The following is a 16383-nucleotide window of genomic DNA, read 5'->3' on the forward strand; positions in this document are numbered from 1 at the left end:
CCCGCTCCCCCCGTCACTTCAGCGACTCGAACAGCTCGCGGGCCTGGCGCTGCCGCCACTCGACCCGGTTCCGGTCGATCTTGGCGGGCTGCCACGGCACGACGGTCATGTTGATCTTCGCCTTCGTCAGCTGCCCCGCCAGCTCGGCCATCTCCTCCACGCCGAGGTCGGTACGTACGGACTTGCGCACCTCGGTCAGCACGGCCTTGAGCCGGTCGTTGTCCAGGGCCGCGCTCTGGGCCTTCTTCGCCATCACGCGCAGGAGCTGCGCCTGCCGCTTGATGCGGCCGAGGTCCGAACCGTCTTCCTGGGCCCGCGAGCGCATCCACCCCAGCGCGGCCTCGCCGTCCAGCGTGACCTTGCCGGCCGGCAGCTTGAGCTTCGCCCGCGGGTCGACCACCGGGCGGCTCAGGGTGAGCTGCACGCCCCCGAGCGCGTCCACCACGCCCTTGAACCCGGTGAAGTCCACCTCGATCGTGTGCTTGAAGGTGAGCCCCGTCAGCTTCTGCAGGGTCTGGCGCAGGCAGGTCAGGCCGCCCGGCCGGTCGTACGTGGAATTGATCATCCCGACGTGGGCCGGCTCGCCCGCGCAGCCCTGGATCCGTACCAGCGAGTCGCGGGGGACGCTGACCGCCGTCACCGCTCCCCTGTCCTCGGGCACGTGCAGGATGATGATGCTGTCCGCGCGCCGCCCGCCGCCGTCCGGCTGACGGGCGCGCCAGGGCCCGTACGCCGCGTTCTCGCCCTCGACGCTGTCGGAGCCGACCAGCAGGATGTTCATGGCGCCGCTGACGTCCACGTCCCGCGCTCCGGCGGGGGGCACCGCGACCGGCCGTTCGTGGGCCAGCAGCAGCGTGGGCACCACGACCGCGGCGGCCGTGGCGACGGCCACGAGACCGGCGGTCCACCAGGTGGCCCACCACCGCCGGACGGGCCGGGCCCGCAGCAGGCGCTCGCGCTGGCGGACGAGCGTCGCGGGCGGCTCGTGCTCCAGCTGCGCGCCGAAGTCGCGGAGCAGCTTCAGGTCGTCCATCGTCACTCCTCCTCCGCCATCGGGTTGGTGTCGCCGAGCGCGGCCCGTACCTTCCGCCTGCCCCTGTTGAGGCGGGAGCGCACGGTGCCGACGGGGATGCCGAGCGCCTGCGCGACCTCCTCGTACGTCAGATCACCCCAGGCGATGAGCAGCAGCACGTCGCGGTCCTTGGCGGACAGGGACGCGAGGGCGCCGGCCAGCTCGCCGCGCACCGCCTGGGCGCTGACCCCGGCGGCCACCCGGTCGGCGGGCGACTCGATCGTGTGCTCGACCGGCGCGCGCAGCAGCGCGCGGTAGCGGGCGGCCTCGCTGCGGTGGTGCCGGGAGATGAGCTTGGTGAGGATGCCGAACAGCCAGGGACGGGCGTCCGGGTAGGCCAGGTCGTAGCTCCTCCTGCGGGAGAAGGCGACCAGGAAGGTCTCGCCGACGAGATCCTCCGCGGGCTCGGGACCGAGCCGTTTGGAGACGTAGCGGTAGAGCATGCCGGCGTAGCGGTCGAACAGCTCGGCGAACGCCTCGGGTTCGGTCCATGAGGCGTTCACGAGCTCCGCGTCCGCGCCTCGGGTGGCGGGTTGCAGGATCATCTCCGCCCTTCTCTGGGGGAACGGTCGGAGATGTATCGCCACAACGGGCCGCCGGGGTTCACGGCGGGCGCGCGGTCAGAGGAACGGCGGGAAGGCGTGCCCGCGGCGCAGCCGCAGCTCGTTGAGCATCTGCTGGATGACCTCGCGCACGTGGTCGGTGACGTTGAAGACGAGCATGGGGTCGTCTGCGGCCTCGGGCTCGTAGTGGTCGGTGCGGATCGGCTCGCCGAACTCGATCATCCACTTCGACGGCAGCGGCACCAGCCCGAGCGGCCCGAGCAGCGGGAAGAACGGCGTGATCGGCACGTAGGGCAGCCCGAGCAGCCGGGCCAGCGACTTCACGTCGCCGATCTTGGGGTAGATCTCCTCGGCGCCGACGATGGCCGTGGGCAGGATGGGCACCCCGGCGCGGATCGCCGAGGCCACGAAGCCGCCGCGGCCGAAGCGCTGCAGCTTGTAGCGCTCGGAGAACGGCTTGCCCACGCCCTTGAAGCCCTCGGGGAACACCCCGACCAGCTCGCCCTTGCGCAGCAGCCGGTCGGCGTCCTCCCGGCAGGCCAGGGTGTGGCCGGTCTTGCGTGCCAGGTGGCTGAGCAGCGGGAGCTGGTAGACGAGGTCGGCGCCGAGCAGCCGCAGCGGCCGGTGCACGTCGTCGTGCATGGCGACCTGGAGCATGAGCGCGTCGATCGGCAGCGTGCCCGAGTGGTTGGCGACGACCAGCGCGCCGCCCTCCTCGGGCACGTTGTGCAGCTCGACCGTCTCGACCCTGAACCAGTGGTTGTAGAGGGGCCGGACGAGCTCCAGGAAGACCTTGTCGGTCAGCTCGGCGTCGTAGCCGAACTCGTCGACCTCGTAGTCGCCGTCGATCCGCCGCCGGAGGAAGGCCAGCAGCTCGGCGAGCGGGTCGGGGTCGTCGGCCTGCTCGTAGGAGGGCGCGGCGGTGATGGGAATCACACGGCCGTCGTCGTCCTCGTGGGAGACGCTCAACTGGGCACACCTCCGAGCGGGTGCAGGCCCCGCGAGCGCAGGAAGTCGTCGAAGGCCGCCCCGGTGCTGAACTTCGGCTTCCAGCCGAGCTCGGCCTCCAGGCGGGAGGTCTCGACCGCGCGGCCGTAACACATGAGCTTGAGCTGCTCGGGTGAGTACTCGACCAGCCCGAGACGGCGCGCGGCGTTGCCGAGCGCCTCGAAGGCGGGCGTGAACAGCGGCATCGACAGCCGGCCCGCCCTGCGCACGCACTGCGACAGCAGCAGCACGCCCGCCCCGGCCACGTTGAACGTGCCGGGGTGGTCCTCCGTCGCCATCCGGCGCAGCACCTCGACCGCGTCGTCCTCGTGGACGAACTGCAGCCGCGGGTCGAAGCCGAACACGGTCGGCAGCACCGGCTGGGTGAAGTAACGCGTCAGGGGCGAGTCGACACCCGGCCCCATGAAGTTGGCGAAGCGCAGCAGTGACACGGTCACGTCGGGACGGCGGCGCGCGAAGCCCCGCACGTAGCCCTCGACCTCGCACGCGTCCTTCGCGTAACCGTGGCTGGGGCCGTCGTGCGGCTCCAGGTCCTCGGTGAAGACCGCCGGGTCCCGCGGTGACGAGCCGTAGACGGCGGTGGTGGAGCGGACCACCACCCGCCGCACGGTCGCCGACCGCTGGCAGGCGCCGAGCAGCTGCATGGTGCCGATGATGTTGTGCTCTTTCATGGCGGCCCTGCCACCGCCCCGCGAGGGAGCGCTGACCAGGCTCATGTGCACAACGGTGTCGATGTCCGCGGCCGCGATCACCTGCGCGATGTCGGGGCTGCGCAGGTCGACCCGGACGAACTCGGTCCGGCCCAGGGAGACACCGCCGTCCCGCGTCAGCGAGGGGGGCGGCACGGTGTCCACTCCGATGACCCGGTCGATGTCCGGGTCGGCGGCCAGCATGTTCGACACACGGGCGCCGATGTGGCGCGAGACCCCGGTGACGAGCACGGTGTGGGTCATCAGCGCCTCGCAGCTGCGTTGGTTACTTCTTGTTACGCCGCTGGATGCGCGTCTTCTTGAGCAGCTTGCGGTGCTTCTTCTTGGCCATCCGCTTGCGGCGCTTCTTGATCACAGAGCCCACGGGACCCCCAGGTACTGATAGCAAGTCTGAATCGGAGTGCGAGCGCACACCGGGTCACAGACTACCGGCGATCCACGGTAGATCGCCCCTCGGGGGGCGAGAGCCCCGGCCGCGCGTGGCGAGCGGCCGGGCTTCTCCCGCGACAGCACTCACGGCGTGACCATCACGTCGCTACGTCAACCCGCCTCGATGTAGGCCTCCCGCAGATAGTCGTGCACCGCCTGCTCGGGCACTCTGAACGACCGGCCTACCCTGATGGCCGGGAGCTCGCCGGAGTGTACGAGCCGGTACACCGTCATCTTGGACACCCTCATGACCGTCGCGACTTCTGCCACGGTCAGGAACTTCACCTCGCTGAGAGGTCTTTCGCCTGCACCCATCGGACGCCTCTTCCGCACGTGTTTCCGGGTTATCCCCACTGGTGCCATTGCTCACGCACGTGTACTGCCGTCAGCGTAAGGCGGGACTCCGAGTGCGCAAACCCCCTATTTTCTCTCTTGACGGAGCCGTCTGTCAGCCGAACCAGAGAAATCGCTGGTGAGCAGCGGACCGAGCACCTCGCCTGGACCTTGGAACTGTCCAAGATGCCACACATAAGAGTCGCCGGAGCCCTGTCAAAAGTTGGCAAAGGGACGGCGAGCCGCTTGGAATGCGGGCGCGAAAAGACGGTATCGAGCTGACCGAATTGAACTCACAGGGCAGATGAGACCAGAGTGACCAATCGCTCGGTGAGCGGAGCGTAAAAGCGCGGTAGCACGTTGTCGTCCAACGGCACAACCACGTCGATCTTTCCTTCGGCCTCGCCGACGAACAGGCCGGGGTCGTTGCTGTCGGCGAAGGCGACCGTCGGCACTCCCGCCTCGCCGGCCGCGCCCGCCCAGCCGTGGTCGGCGATCACCAGGTCGGGCAGGTCGCCGTCCAGCTCGTGGAGCATGTGACGCATCGGCGCGGCGTCGTGGGTGTGGACGAAGTTGCCCCGGTCGTCGAGCATCGCGACGTCCTGGAGGTAGCGGATGCGGCGCGGGCGGCCGAATCCCGAGCCCGCGTACGTCCAGCCCTCGCCGGGCGTCAGCAGCCGCGCGCCGCGCCGCTCGCAGAGCGCCGCGAGCGGCAGGTGGACCGCCAGCAGCCCGGTGGGGTGACCGGTCGCGAACAGGATGCGCGGCTCGGGCCGGGCCAGCACCGCCGCGATGCGCTCGGCCATGGCGTCGAGGGCGTCGATCGTCAGCTCGGGGTCGATGGTGTCCTGGCCCCAGCGGTGGCCGGGGTCGCCGACGACGCCCGCGGACTTGGCCATGAGCGCGAGCACGTCCCGGTAGGACCACGGGTGGTCGAAGCTCAGGCCGAGGGCGTAGTAGGGGTCGCCGTTGGCCAGGGAGCTGTAGTGGTCGAGGTTGTTCTCACGGGGGGTCGCGACGTCGCCGGCGATGCGGGTCCGTACGAGGTGATCGCGGAGTTGGTCGCGGCTCAGCACAGCTTTCCTTCGCAGAACATCGGCGCCAGGGCCTGGGGTCTAGGGCATCGGGTCGAGGCCGTGCAGGGGGAACACCGCTTTGCGGGTCGCCATGACCGCACGGTCGATGGGGTCCGCTGGGTCATAACCTGCCGAGATATCACGAAATTCCGGGTTTCGGCCGTCGGTCATGGTCAGCGGGGGCGTCTCGCCGGTGCGCTCCCTGACGTACCGGCGCCATTCCTCGCTGGTCGGCGTGGCCGGGTCGATCGGATGGCCCGACGCCTCGGCGAGCAGGTGCGTCCATGCCCTCGGGACGACCTGGACCAGCTCGTAACCGCCGCCGCCGACCGCGATCCACCGCCCGCCCGCCGTCTCGTGGGCCAGGCGGTGCAGGGCGGCGTAGGCGGCGCGCTGGCCGTCGACGCTCAGCATGAGGTTGGCGAGCGGGTCGAGCGCGTGGCTGTCGCAGCCGTGCTGGGTCACCAGCACCTCGGGACGGAACTCGTGCAGCAGCGGCGGCACGACCGCGTGGAAGGCCCGCAGCCAGCCCGCGTCGCCACAGCCGGCCGGCAGCGCCACGTTGACGGCCGTGCCCTCGGCGCCGGTCTCCTCGGGGAAGCCGGTGCCGGGGAACAGCGTGCGCGGGCTCTCGTGCAGGCTGATCGTCAGCACCCGGGGGTCGTCGTAGAAGACCGTCTGGACGCCGTCGCCGTGGTGGACGTCGACGTCGACGTAACCGATGCGGCTCACCCCGCGCTCCAGCAGCCAGGCGATGGCGAGCGCGGGGTCGTTGTAGACGCAGAAGCCGCTCGCCATGGCCGGCATGGCGTGGTGGAGCCCGCCCGCGATGTTGACGGCGTGCTCGGCCGCGCCCTCCCAGATCGTACGGGCGGCGGCCAGCGACGCGCCCGCGATCAGCGCCGACGCCTCGTGCACCCCTTTGAACGCCGGGTTGTCCGTGGTGCCGAGCCCGCAGCCGAGGTCGGGCGCGCCGGAGACGGACACCCGCTTGACCGCCTCGACGTAGTCGCGCTTGTGGACCAAGGCCAGCTCGTCGTCGCTCGCCGGGTCGCAGCCGGCCAGCTCGACCCGGTCGAGCACGCCCAGGTGGCGGGCCAGCGCCATCGTCAGCTCCACCCTGACGGGCGCCAGTGGATGGGTGGGGCCGAAGTCGTAGGAGGTGAGAGCGTCGTCCCAGATCACCCGTACCGACCGGCTCATGCCAACCCCTCCACGTGCCGCCTCGCCTTGGGGCGACGTTACCGCAGCGCGGACTTCGCGTAGTAGCCCGGGTTCGGAGCGAAATGTCCGTCTGTGCCGGACATCTCATGACTTAGGGTTTTGGGCGTGCGGATGGGGCGAACGGTCAGGAGAGCCGTGCGGTTCCTGCGGCGTCCCAAGGTCTTCGACGCCGCCCTGGTGATCGTCATCTCGATTCCCGGCGTACTCGGGCTGGTCTTCATGACCGAGCGGGGGGAGACCGGGGAAGCGCTGCGCATGGCGCACTACCTCGCGTGCGCCGCGCTGCTGTGGTGGCGCCGGCGCCGGCCGGTGCTCACCGTGGCCCTGATCACGGCGCTGGACGCCGCCGGCCTGGCCCTGCGCCTCGTCACGATCGCCGATCTGCCCGCGGCCGTGGCGCTCTACAGCGTGGGCCGGCACACCTCCGGCCGCGTCACCGCGCTGACCGCGCTCGCCGCCTACGCCGCCTACGCCCTGACCGGGGAGATCTTCCAGCCCGGCAAGGGCAACTGGGTGGGCTACCTGTTCGCCGTGGCGACGGCCGTGGGCGTCGGCCAGCTCGTCCGGCTGCGTGCGGAACTCAACGAGCGCGGCCGGCGCGAGGCCGCCGACGCCGCCGTACGCGAGGAGCGGCGGCGCATCGCGAGGGAGCTCCACGACATCGTGGCGCACCACATCACCGTCATCACCGCCCTCGTCGGCGGCGCGCGGGCGACGCTCCCCGCCGAGCAGGAGGTCACCAGGGACGCGCTGAAGAGCGCCGAGCAGACCGCCCGCGAGGCGATGACGGAGATGCGCCGCCTGCTCGACGTGCTCAGGGCCGACGACGTGCTCCGCGACGGGGAGCTGCTCGGGGCGGCCGGCACGGGACCGGACGCCGCGACCGGCGTCGGCGCCGAACGGCTGCCCGCCCTCGTCGATGAGGCGCGCTCGGCCGGGCTGTCCACCAGCCTCACCGTGACCGGCACGCCCGTCGCGCTGCCCGCCCCCGTCGACCTCGCGGTCTACCGGATCGTCCAGGAGGCGCTGACCAACACCCGCAAGCACGCGGCCGGGGCACGGGCGGGGGTGCGGCTGGCGTACGAGCCGGAGGCGGTCGAGGTCGAGGTCGTGGACGACGGGCGCGCCACGGGCTCGGGCACGCCCGGCTTCGGGCTCGGCGGCATGGCCGAGCGGGTGGCGCTCTGCGGCGGCCGGCTCACGACCGGCCCGCACCCCGGCGGAGGTTTCCGCGTACACGCCCGCATCCCTCTGGAGACACTGTGATCCGTGTGCTGCTCGCCGACGACCACGGGCTGGTCCGTACGGGCTTCAGGCTCATGCTCGACGCCCAGCCCGACCTGTCCGTGGTGGGCGAGGCCGGCGACGGCGCGGAGGCGGTGGACCTGGCCCGGCGGCTGCGGCCGGACGTCGTGCTCATGGACCTGCACATGCCGAACCTGGACGGGGTCCGCGCCACCGAGCTGATCACGGCCGCGCTGCCGGAGGTGCGGGTGCTCGCGCTGAGCACGTTCGACCTGGACGAGAACGTGCTCGCGGCGCTGCGCGCGGGCGCGGACGGCTTCCTGCCGAAGGACGTCTCCCCCGAGGAGCTGATCGAGGGCGTGCGCGTGGTGCACCGGGGCGAGTCGGCGGTCGCGCCGCGGCTGCTGACCCGGCTGATCGGCACGTTCGTCCGCGCCTCGCGGACCCCGCCCGCACCCGCGCGTACGGCCCGGCTCGCCGGGCTGACCGAGCGGGAGCGGGAGATCCTCGTCCTCATCGCCCGCGGCCGCTCGAACGCGGAGATCGCCGCCGGCCTCGCCGTCTCCCCCTCGACCGTCAAGAACCACGTGACGAGCCTGTTCGCCAAGCTCGGCGTACGGGACCGCGCCCAGGCCGTCATCGTCGCCTACGAGGCGGGGCTCGTCCGCCCCGGAGAGTAGGACCCTGGTCCCAGAGCCTGCCCGGCGAGACGGTCCCCGGGCAGGAAGAAACCGGCGGCCCGCGCCGCCACGCTGGGATCATGACAGCCATTAGGGCAACGAACCTGAGCAAACGCTACGGCGCCACCGCCGCGGTGGCGGAATTGTCGTTCGACGTCGAGCCCGGCCGGGTGACGGGTTTCCTGGGGCCCAACGGGGCCGGCAAGTCCACCACGATGCGGATGATCCTCGGGCTCGACCGGCCGTCCGGCGGCTCCGTGCTCGTGGACGGGCGGCCGTACGCCGAGCTGCGGCACCCGCTGCGCAAGGTGGGCGCGCTGCTCGACGCGAAGGCCGTGCACGGCGGGCGCAGCGCCCGCGACCACTTGCTGGCCATCGCCCAGAGCAACGGGCTGCCCGCGAGCCGGGTCGAGCAGGTGCTGGAGACCGTGGGGCTGCGCGAGGTCGCGAGACGCCGCGTCGGCGGCTTCTCGCTGGGCATGTCGCAGCGGCTCGGCATCGCCGCGGCGCTGCTCGGCGATCCGGAGATCCTGCTGTTCGACGAGCCCGTCAACGGGCTCGACCCGGACGGCATCCTGTGGATCCGCACGTTCATGCGCGAGCTCGCCGCCGAGGGCCGCGCGGTGTTCGTCTCCAGCCATCTCATGAGCGAGATGGCCCAGACCGCCGACCACCTCATCGTGATCGGCAAGGGGCGGCTCATCGCCGACACGAGCGTGGACGAGTTCATCGCGCGCAGCTCGCAGGGCTACGTACGGGTGCGCTCCCCCCGCCTGGCCGAGGTCGCCGACCTGCTCGGCACGGGCGAGCGGCACCCCGACCACCTGCGCGTGACCACGATGAGCACGCTGGAGATCGGCACCCTCACGGCGCGGGCCGGGATCCCGCTGGAGGAGCTGACGCACGTGCGGCCCTCGCTCGAAGCCGCGTACATGGAGCTGACCAAGGACAGTCTGGAGTACACGTCATGATCGACATCATCAGGTCGGAGTGGACCAAGCTCCGCTCGGTCCGCTCGACGCTCTGGACGCTGGCCGCCACCGCCGCCATGATGATCGGCTTCGGCGCGTTGCTCTCGTTCGCGGTCAAGGAGAACGCCGAAGGGCCCGTCGACGTGCAGAACGCGCTGATGACGAGCCTGACCGGCGCAATGTTCGCCTCGCTGTCGATCGCCGCGCTGGGCGTACTGGTGATCTCCGGCGAGTACCGCACCGGCGGCATCCGCACCTCGCTGCTGGCCGTGCCCCGGCGGCTCCACCTGCTCGCCGGCAAGGCCGTGGTCTTCACCGTCACCTCGCTGGTCGTCTGCACGCTCGCCGCCGCCGGGGCGCTCGCCGCCGGCCTGGCGATCACGCAGCCCGCCGGGGTCACGACGGGCGACCTCGTGCGGTCCGCCGTCGGCGCGGGGCTCTACCTGACCGCGTGCGGGCTGTTCGGGCTGGCGCTCGGCACGCTCGTCCGGCATACGGCGGGCGCGCTCGTGACGGCCATCGCGCTGATCCTGGTGCTCCCCACGGTCGTCACCCAGTTGCCCGGCAAGTGGGGCAGGACCGTCGCGGAGTATTTCACCACCAACGCGGGCCAGCTCATCATGACCGACGGCGGAGGGCCCTCCTCGCTGAGCCCGTGGGGCGGGTTCGCCGTCTACCTGGCGTGGATCGCCGTGGCCGCGGTCGCGGCGGGCGTCCTGCTGCACCGCCGCGACGCCTGACCGCGCGGTTCCCCCGGACGCGGGCCGGACCGCTCAGCCGCCCGCGAGCTCCCGCCCGCGGTCCCTGGCCGCCTCGATGGCGGCCAGGAACGCCGCCCGCACGCTGTGCCGCTCCAGCTCGGCGATGGCCGCGATCGTGGTGCCGCCCGGCGAGGTGACCGCCTCGCGCAGGATCACCGGGTGCTCGCCCGAGTCACGCAGCATCACGGCCGCGCCGACGATCGACTGCGTGACCATGTCGAGCGCGGCGGCGCGCGGCATGCCGAGCAGGATGCCCGCGTCCACCATGGCCTCGACCAGGTAGAAGAAGTAGGCGGGGCCGCTGCCGGAGAGCGCGGTCGCCGCGTCCTGCTGCGACTCGGGGATGCGCAGCACCTTGCCGACCGGCTTCAGCAGGTTCTCGGTCAGCCTGAGGTGCTCCTCTCCCGCGTGCGCCCCGGCCGAGATGACGCTCATCGCCTCGTCGAACCTGATCGGCGTGTTGGACATCACCCGCACGACCGGCACGTCCACCCCGAGCCGCTGCTCCACGAACGCCGTCGTGATGCCGGCCGCGGCGGTGATCACCAGGCGGTCGGCGGGGACGTAGGGGGCGATCTCGGCCAGGAGGGTGGCCATGTCCTGCGGCTTGACGGCCAGGATCAGCGTGTCGGCCGCCTTCGCCGCCTCGGCGTTGGTGACGGTGCGCACGCCGTAGGTGTCGCGCAGCGCCTGCGCCCGCTCGGCCCTGCGGGTGGTCGCGAGGACGTCTCCCGGCTTGAACCCGGCCCGCAGCAGCCCGGACAGCAGGGCCTCGCCCATCTTGCCCGTGCCCAGAATCGCAATCATCCTGGCAGCCTACTCACCGGCGTGACATCAGCGACCGCAGGAAGAACCCCAGGTTGCGCGGGCGCTCGGCCAGGCGGCGCATGAGGTAGGCGTACCAGTCGTCCCCGTACGGCACGTAGACCCGCATCTGCGATCCCAGCCCCGCCAGCCTGGACTGCTCGGCGGGGCGGACGCCGTACAGCATCTGGTACTCGAACCCGGTGACGTCCCGGCCGTCGAGCACGGCGAGCGTGGAGGCGATCCGCAGCAGCCGGGGGTCGTGCGTGGCCACCATCGGGTACGCCGTCCCCGCCATGAGCACCTTGAGGCACCGTACGAACGAGCGGTCGATCTCGGCGGGCGACGTGTAGGCCCCCGGCGCCGTGTAGGCGCCCTTGCACAGCCGCACCCGGGCACCGCCGAGCTTCTCGCACCGCTCCAGCGAGTCCGGCAGGTAAGCCTGCACCACCACCCCCACGTCGGGGTGGTCGCGCCGCAGCGCCGCATGGACGGCGTGCAGCCCGTGGATCGTGTCGCGCTCCTCGGCGTCGAGGGTGACGGTGACGCCGCGTTCGGCCGCGGCCCGGCAGATGTCGGCCGCGTGCTCGTACGCGAGCCGCTCCGACAGCCGCAGCCCGAGCGCGGTGAGCTTGACCGACACGTCCGCGCCCGCGGGCAGCAGGGCGAGCAGGTCGAGGTATTCGCCGACGGCGGCGGCGGCCTGCTCCCTGTCGGTCACCTCCTCGCCCAGGTGGTCGACGGTGACGAGGAGCCCTCTGCGGGTCAGGTCGCCGACCACGGAGGCGATGTCGTCGGCGACGTAGCGCCTGACCACGTCCCTGGTCAGCGGCGAGGAGGAGATGACGCGCTCGGCGCGTTCGCTTCGGGAGACTGCGAGCATGGCCTGACGGAGCACGGGGACCACACTAACCCCGCAGGGCGCTGAACCGCGGGCCGCCGGGATCCGTCGTAGGGGTATGCGCACAATGACGAAAGCGACTCTTCTGGCCGGGTCCCTGGTTCTCGCGACGAGTTGTGCCACCGCGCCGGCCACGCGACCGGCCGCGTCGTCCTCCTCCCGCACCCCTGCCCCGCCGCCGGCGGTCGAGGTGACCCCGGTCACCACCGCTCCGACGGCGCCGTCGGAAGGCCCCCAGCCGGTCAAGCCGACCGGGAACGCGATCAACGTCCACAAGGTCCGCTGGACCAAGGCCAAACCGGTCTCCAAGGGCAAGAAAGTGCAGCTCACCTGGTGGTCGGGCGTCGCGCCGTGCACGGTGCTGGACCGCGTCAAGGTCAAGGAGACGTCGAAGAAGGTCACGATCACCCTGTACGAGGGCACCTCGCCCAAGGCGAAGAACACCTCCTGCATCATGATCGCCATCCAGAAGACCACCACCGTCAAGCTCAAGAAGGCCCTGGGCAAGCGCGTGCTCGTGGACGGCGCCAAGCGCTGAGCCGCGAACGGTTTCCGTGTCCAACAGCGGACACCCCTGCTGACAACTGATCGGTTCCTTGCGATACATCGATCAGGCACCGAAGGCGTGGGGGCGTCGAGGGTGACGTCGCTCAGCCCAGGGGGTTCCCGTGAGACGACTCGGCCGCGCGCTCGCCGCACTCCTGCTCCTCCCCGCCGGCTGGCTCGCGCTGTCGAGCCCGCCCGCGCGGGCGCTGCCGCCGGCGTTCCAGCGGCAGACCGTGCTCAGCGGGCTCACCCGGCCGACGAACGTGGAGTTCGCGCCGGACGGGCGGGTGTTCGTGGCGGAGAAGAGCGGGCTGATCAAGGTCTTCGACTCGCTGTCCGACACGACGCCCACGGTCTACGCCGACCTGCGCACGCAGGTGCACAACTTCTGGGACCGCGGCCTGCTCGGCATGGCCCTGCATCCGGATTTTCCCGCCGACCCGCGTCTGTACGTCCTCTACAGCCGCGACGCCGTGCCCGGCGGGACCGCGCCACGCTGGGGGACCGCGGGCGCGGCCGACGACCCGTGCCCGACCCCGCCGGGCGCGACCGGTGACGGCTGCCTGGTCACCGGCCGCCTGTCGGTCATCTCCCCCACGGGGGCCGAGACCCCGCTGATCACCGACTGGTGCCAGCAGCATCCCAGCCACTCGGTCGGCGACCTGCGCTTCGGCCCGGACGGCGCGCTGTACGCCTCGGCCGGCGACGGCGCCAGCTTCAACTTCGCCGACTACGGCCAGGACAACCTGACCGGTTCCGACGTCACGCCGGACAACCCGTGCGGCGACCCGCCCTCGCCGGTCGGCACGGCCCTGTCGCCGCCGTCGGCGGAGGGCGGGGCGCTGCGCTCGCAGGACGTGCGGACGAACGGCGACCCGGCCGGCCTCGACGGCTCACTGATCCGGATAAATCCGGATACGGGGGCGGCGGCCGCCGGCAACCCCAACGCCGCGAGCCCCGACCCCAACGCCGCCCGCATCGTCGCCCACGGCCTGCGCAACCCGTTCCGCATCACCGTGCGCCCCGGCACCTCGGAGATCTGGCTCGGCGAGGTCGGCTGGAACACCGTCGAGGAGATCAACCGGGTCGTCAGCCCCACCGCCGGCGTCACCAACTTCGGCTGGCCCTGCTACGAGGGCCCCGGCCGCCAGGGCGGCTACGACAACCTCGACCTGACGCTCTGCGAGAACCTGTACGCCGCCGGCGCCTCCGCCCACACCGCGCCGTACTTCGCCTGGAACCACAACGCCCGCCCCGCCCCCAACGACCCCTGCCCGTCGGGCGGCTCCTCGGCCAGCGGCGTCGCCTTCCACACCGGCGGCGGCTACCCGGCCGCCTACGACGGCGCGCTGTTCTTCTCCGACTACAGCCGCCAGTGCGTCTGGGTGATGACCAAGGGCGCGAACGGCCTGCCCGACCCGGCCACGATCCAGACCTTCGACTCCGGCATGCCCACGGTCGAGCTGGAGACGGGCCCCGGCGGCGACCTGTTCGCCGTGGACTACGACCACGGGACGCTCGTCCGCTACCTCTACGCCAACACCCCGCCCACGGCGGTGATCGGCGCGAGCGCCACCTCCGGCGCCGCGCCGCTGGCCGTGACGTTCTCCGGGGCCTCCTCCAGCGACGCCGACGGCGACCCGCTCACCTACGCCTGGGACCTCGACGGCGACGGCGACCTCGACGACTCGACCGCCGCCGCGCCGTCGTTCACGTACGCCCAGCCGGGCTCGTACACCGTGCGCCTGCGCGTCCACGACGGCAGGGGCGGCCAGGGCGACGCCTCGGTCACCGTCAACGTCGACAACACCGCGCCCACGGCGACCATCGCCGCGCCGACGGCCACCACCACCTGGGCCGTCGGCCAGACGATCGCATTCTCCGGCAGCGGCACCGACGCCCAGGACGGCACGGTCCCCGGCTCGCGCATGCACTGGACGCTGATCCTCCACCACTGCCCGACCACCTGCCACGAGCACGAGATCACCGCGTTCACCGGCGCGAGCGGGTCCTTCCAGGCCCCCGACCACGACTACCCGTCCCACCTGGAGCTGCGGCTCACGGTGACCGACGCCCAGGGGCTGAGCGACACCAAGAGCGTGCTGCTCCAGCCGCGCACGGTGAACCTGACCTTCCAGTCGTCGCCGCCCGGCCTGCGGCTCGGCTTCAACAGCGAGCAGACGATCACCCCGTTCACCAGGACCGTGATCGCAGGCTCCGGCAACTCGGTCTCCGCGCCCTCGCCGCAGACCGCGGGCGGCGGCAGCCACACCTTCGCGTCGTGGTCGGACGGGGGTGCGGCGACCCACCAGGTCGTGGCTCCGGCGACCGCGACGACCTATACGGCGACGTACGAGCCGACGGCGGCGGTGCCGGGGCTGGTGGCGGCGTACTCGATGGACGAGGGCTCGGACTCCACGGTCGGGGACGCCTCGGGCGGAGGCCACACCGGCACCCTCACCTCGACGGCGTGGACCACCTCCGGCCGCTACGGCAGCGCACTGTCCTTCAACGGCACCTCAAGCTGGGTCACCATCCCGGACGCCGCGAGCCTCCGCCTGACCACCGGCATGACCGTGGAGGCGTGGGTCCGTCCCACCTCGGTGACCGGCTGGCGGACCGTCGTCATGAAGCAACACGCCAGCGGCGAGGCCTACACGTTGACCGCAGGCAGCGACACCAACCGCCCCCACACGGCGATCTTCACCACCACCCCCGCCGACATCGGCGCCCCCAGCCAACTCCCCCTGAACACCTGGACCCACCTCACCGCGACCTACGACGCAACGACCCTGCGCCTCTACGTCAACGGCACCCAGGTCGCCCAAACCGCCAAGACAGGCTCAATCCGCACCGACAACGGCGTCCTGCGCATCGGCGGCAACAGCCTGTGGGGCGAGTACTTCGCCGGCCTCATCGACGAAGTCCGCCTCTACAACCGCGCCCTCACCCCCACCGAGATCCAGACCGACCTGAACACCCCGGTGGGACAGCCGCTGCCACCCGACACGCAGGCCCCCACCGCCCCCGGCGGGCTCACGGCGGCGGGCGGACCGGGCTCGGCGCAGCTCTCCTGGTCGGCCGCCACGGACAACGTGGGCGTGACGGGCTACCTGGTCCACCGTTCGGCCACGCCCGGTTTTACGCCGTCAGGGGCCAACCAGGTGGGCTCGGCCGACGGCACGTCGTTCACGGACTCCGGGCTCGCGGCGGGCACGTACTACTACCGGGTGCGGGCCTTCGACGGCGCGAACAACGTCGGCCCCGCCTCGGCCGAGGTCTCGGCGACGGTCACGCAGCCGCCGTCCGTGCCGGGGCTGGTGGCGGCGTACGGGATGAACGAGGGCACCGGCTCGACGGTCGCCGACACCTCCGGCGGAGGCCACACCGGCACCCTCACCTCCACCACCTGGACCACCTCCGGCCGCTACGGCAGCGCACTGTCCTTCAACGGCACCTCAAGCTGGATCACCATCCCCGACGCGCCGAGCCTCCGCCTCACGACCGGCATGACCGTGGAAGCCTGGATCCGCCCCACCACTGTCACCGGCTGGCGGACAGTCGTCATGAAACAGCACGCCAGCGGAGAGGCCTACACCTTGACCGCCGGCAGCGACACCAACCGCCCCCACACGGCGATCTTCACCACCACCCCCGCCGACATCGGCGCCCCCAGCCAACTCCCCCTCAACACCTGGACCCACCTCACCGCCACCTACGACGCAACGACCCTGCGCCTCTACGTCAACGGCACCCAGGTCGCCCAAACCGCCAAGACAGGCTCAATCCGCACCGACAACGGCGTCCTGCGCATCGGCGGCAACAGCCTGTGGGGCGAGTACTTCGCCGGCCTCATCGACGAAGTCCGCCTCTACAACCGCGCCCTCACCCCCACCGAGATCCAGACCGACCTGAACACTTCGGTCAGCTGATCTCCCGCGCCCGCGCCATCCTGCAGAATTCTGGGGCAGGATCGGGAATGCGGGCGCGCTCACAAGGGTTGAGTCGAGTAGGCTCAAGTCGTTTGACAAACACGACCGTCATCCGTAGCTTGAGTCCG

Annotated in this window: 16 protein-coding genes; 6 read left to right on the top strand and 10 right to left on the bottom strand. The window is 71.7% G+C overall.

What is annotated here, in order from left to right; genetic code table 11:
• Positions 1–13: 13 nt before the first annotated feature.
• From ACBR40_RS29425 to ACBR40_RS29460, 8 genes are all read right to left on the bottom strand, one after another.
• Positions 14–1033, bottom strand: a complete 1020-nt coding sequence (locus ACBR40_RS29425; RefSeq protein ID WP_371250849.1) for an LCP family protein — start codon at positions 1031–1033, stop codon at positions 14–16.
• A gap of 2 nt (positions 1034–1035) precedes the next feature.
• A complete protein-coding gene (locus ACBR40_RS29430) occupies positions 1036–1617 on the bottom strand; it encodes an RNA polymerase sigma factor (RefSeq protein WP_371250850.1) in 582 nt (193 codons plus the stop codon).
• A gap of 75 nt (positions 1618–1692) precedes the next feature.
• Complete coding sequence (locus ACBR40_RS29435) at positions 1693–2604, bottom strand: lysophospholipid acyltransferase family protein (protein WP_371250851.1); 912 nt, start codon at positions 2602–2604, stop codon at positions 1693–1695.
• Entirely contained in the window at positions 2601–3596 is a 996-nt protein-coding gene (locus ACBR40_RS29440) for an NAD-dependent epimerase/dehydratase family protein (protein ID WP_344208296.1), read from the bottom strand. Before ACBR40_RS29440 ends, ACBR40_RS29435 begins: the two co-directional genes overlap by 4 nt.
• 22 nt (positions 3597–3618) lie before the next feature.
• Positions 3619–3717 (bottom strand): 30S ribosomal protein bS22, encoded by a 99-nt coding sequence (locus ACBR40_RS29445; protein WP_018654693.1) that lies wholly within the window; start codon positions 3715–3717, stop codon positions 3619–3621.
• 176 nt (positions 3718–3893) lie between these two features.
• A complete protein-coding gene (locus ACBR40_RS29450; protein WP_026214222.1) occupies positions 3894–4097 on the bottom strand; it encodes a helix-turn-helix domain-containing protein in 204 nt (67 codons plus the stop codon).
• A gap of 311 nt (positions 4098–4408) precedes the next feature.
• Entirely contained in the window at positions 4409–5191 is a 783-nt protein-coding gene (locus ACBR40_RS29455) for a phosphatase (protein WP_344208297.1), read from the bottom strand.
• 39 nt (positions 5192–5230) lie between these two features.
• Entirely contained in the window at positions 5231–6394 is a 1164-nt protein-coding gene (locus ACBR40_RS29460) for an acetoin utilization protein AcuC (RefSeq protein ID WP_344208299.1), read from the bottom strand.
• Positions 6395–6526: 132 nt separating this feature from the next.
• Here ACBR40_RS29460 and ACBR40_RS29465 point away from each other — a divergent pair, with 132 nt between their 5' ends.
• The 4 genes from ACBR40_RS29465 to ACBR40_RS29480 all read left to right on the top strand — a co-directional run bounded on the left by ACBR40_RS29465 (position 6527) and on the right by ACBR40_RS29480 (position 10051).
• A complete protein-coding gene (locus tag ACBR40_RS29465; RefSeq protein ID WP_344209091.1) occupies positions 6527–7681 on the top strand; it encodes a histidine kinase in 1155 nt (384 codons plus the stop codon).
• On the top strand, positions 7678–8340 hold the full coding sequence (locus ACBR40_RS29470) for a response regulator (protein WP_371250852.1): 663 nt from the start codon (positions 7678–7680) through the stop codon (positions 8338–8340). The genes ACBR40_RS29465 and ACBR40_RS29470 overlap by 4 nt, the downstream gene beginning before the upstream one ends.
• A gap of 80 nt (positions 8341–8420) precedes the next feature.
• On the top strand, positions 8421–9311 hold the full coding sequence (locus tag ACBR40_RS29475) for an ABC transporter ATP-binding protein (protein ID WP_344208301.1): 891 nt from the start codon (positions 8421–8423) through the stop codon (positions 9309–9311).
• Entirely contained in the window at positions 9308–10051 is a 744-nt protein-coding gene (locus tag ACBR40_RS29480) for an ABC transporter permease subunit (RefSeq protein ID WP_344208302.1), read from the top strand. The genes ACBR40_RS29475 and ACBR40_RS29480 overlap by 4 nt, the downstream gene beginning before the upstream one ends.
• A 33-nt stretch (positions 10052–10084) precedes the next feature.
• Here the strand turns inward: ACBR40_RS29480 and proC are convergent, their stop codons facing one another.
• Together proC and ACBR40_RS29490 are read right to left on the bottom strand one after the other, a co-directional pair.
• Positions 10085–10879 (bottom strand): pyrroline-5-carboxylate reductase, encoded by a 795-nt coding sequence (gene proC / locus ACBR40_RS29485; RefSeq protein WP_344208303.1) that lies wholly within the window; start codon positions 10877–10879, stop codon positions 10085–10087.
• Positions 10880–10892: 13 nt separating this feature from the next.
• Positions 10893–11774 carry a proline dehydrogenase family protein gene (locus ACBR40_RS29490; protein ID WP_371250853.1) on the bottom strand — a complete coding sequence of 294 codons (882 nt, stop codon included), beginning with the start codon at positions 11772–11774 and terminating at the stop codon, positions 10893–10895.
• Between the two features lie 70 nt (positions 11775–11844).
• Between ACBR40_RS29490 and ACBR40_RS29495 the strand changes: the two genes are divergently transcribed.
• On the top strand, positions 11845–12315 hold the full coding sequence (locus ACBR40_RS29495; protein WP_371250854.1) for a hypothetical protein: 471 nt from the start codon (positions 11845–11847) through the stop codon (positions 12313–12315).
• 130 nt (positions 12316–12445) lie between these two features.
• A complete protein-coding gene (locus ACBR40_RS29500; protein ID WP_371250855.1) occupies positions 12446–16255 on the top strand; it encodes a LamG-like jellyroll fold domain-containing protein in 3810 nt (1269 codons plus the stop codon).
• The last annotated feature ends 128 nt before the right edge of the window (positions 16256–16383 follow it).

The sequence above is a fragment of the Nonomuraea sp. AD125B genome, assembly GCF_041402765.1.
Classification (GTDB): Bacteria; Actinomycetota; Actinomycetes; order Streptosporangiales; family Streptosporangiaceae; genus Nonomuraea; species Nonomuraea bangladeshensis.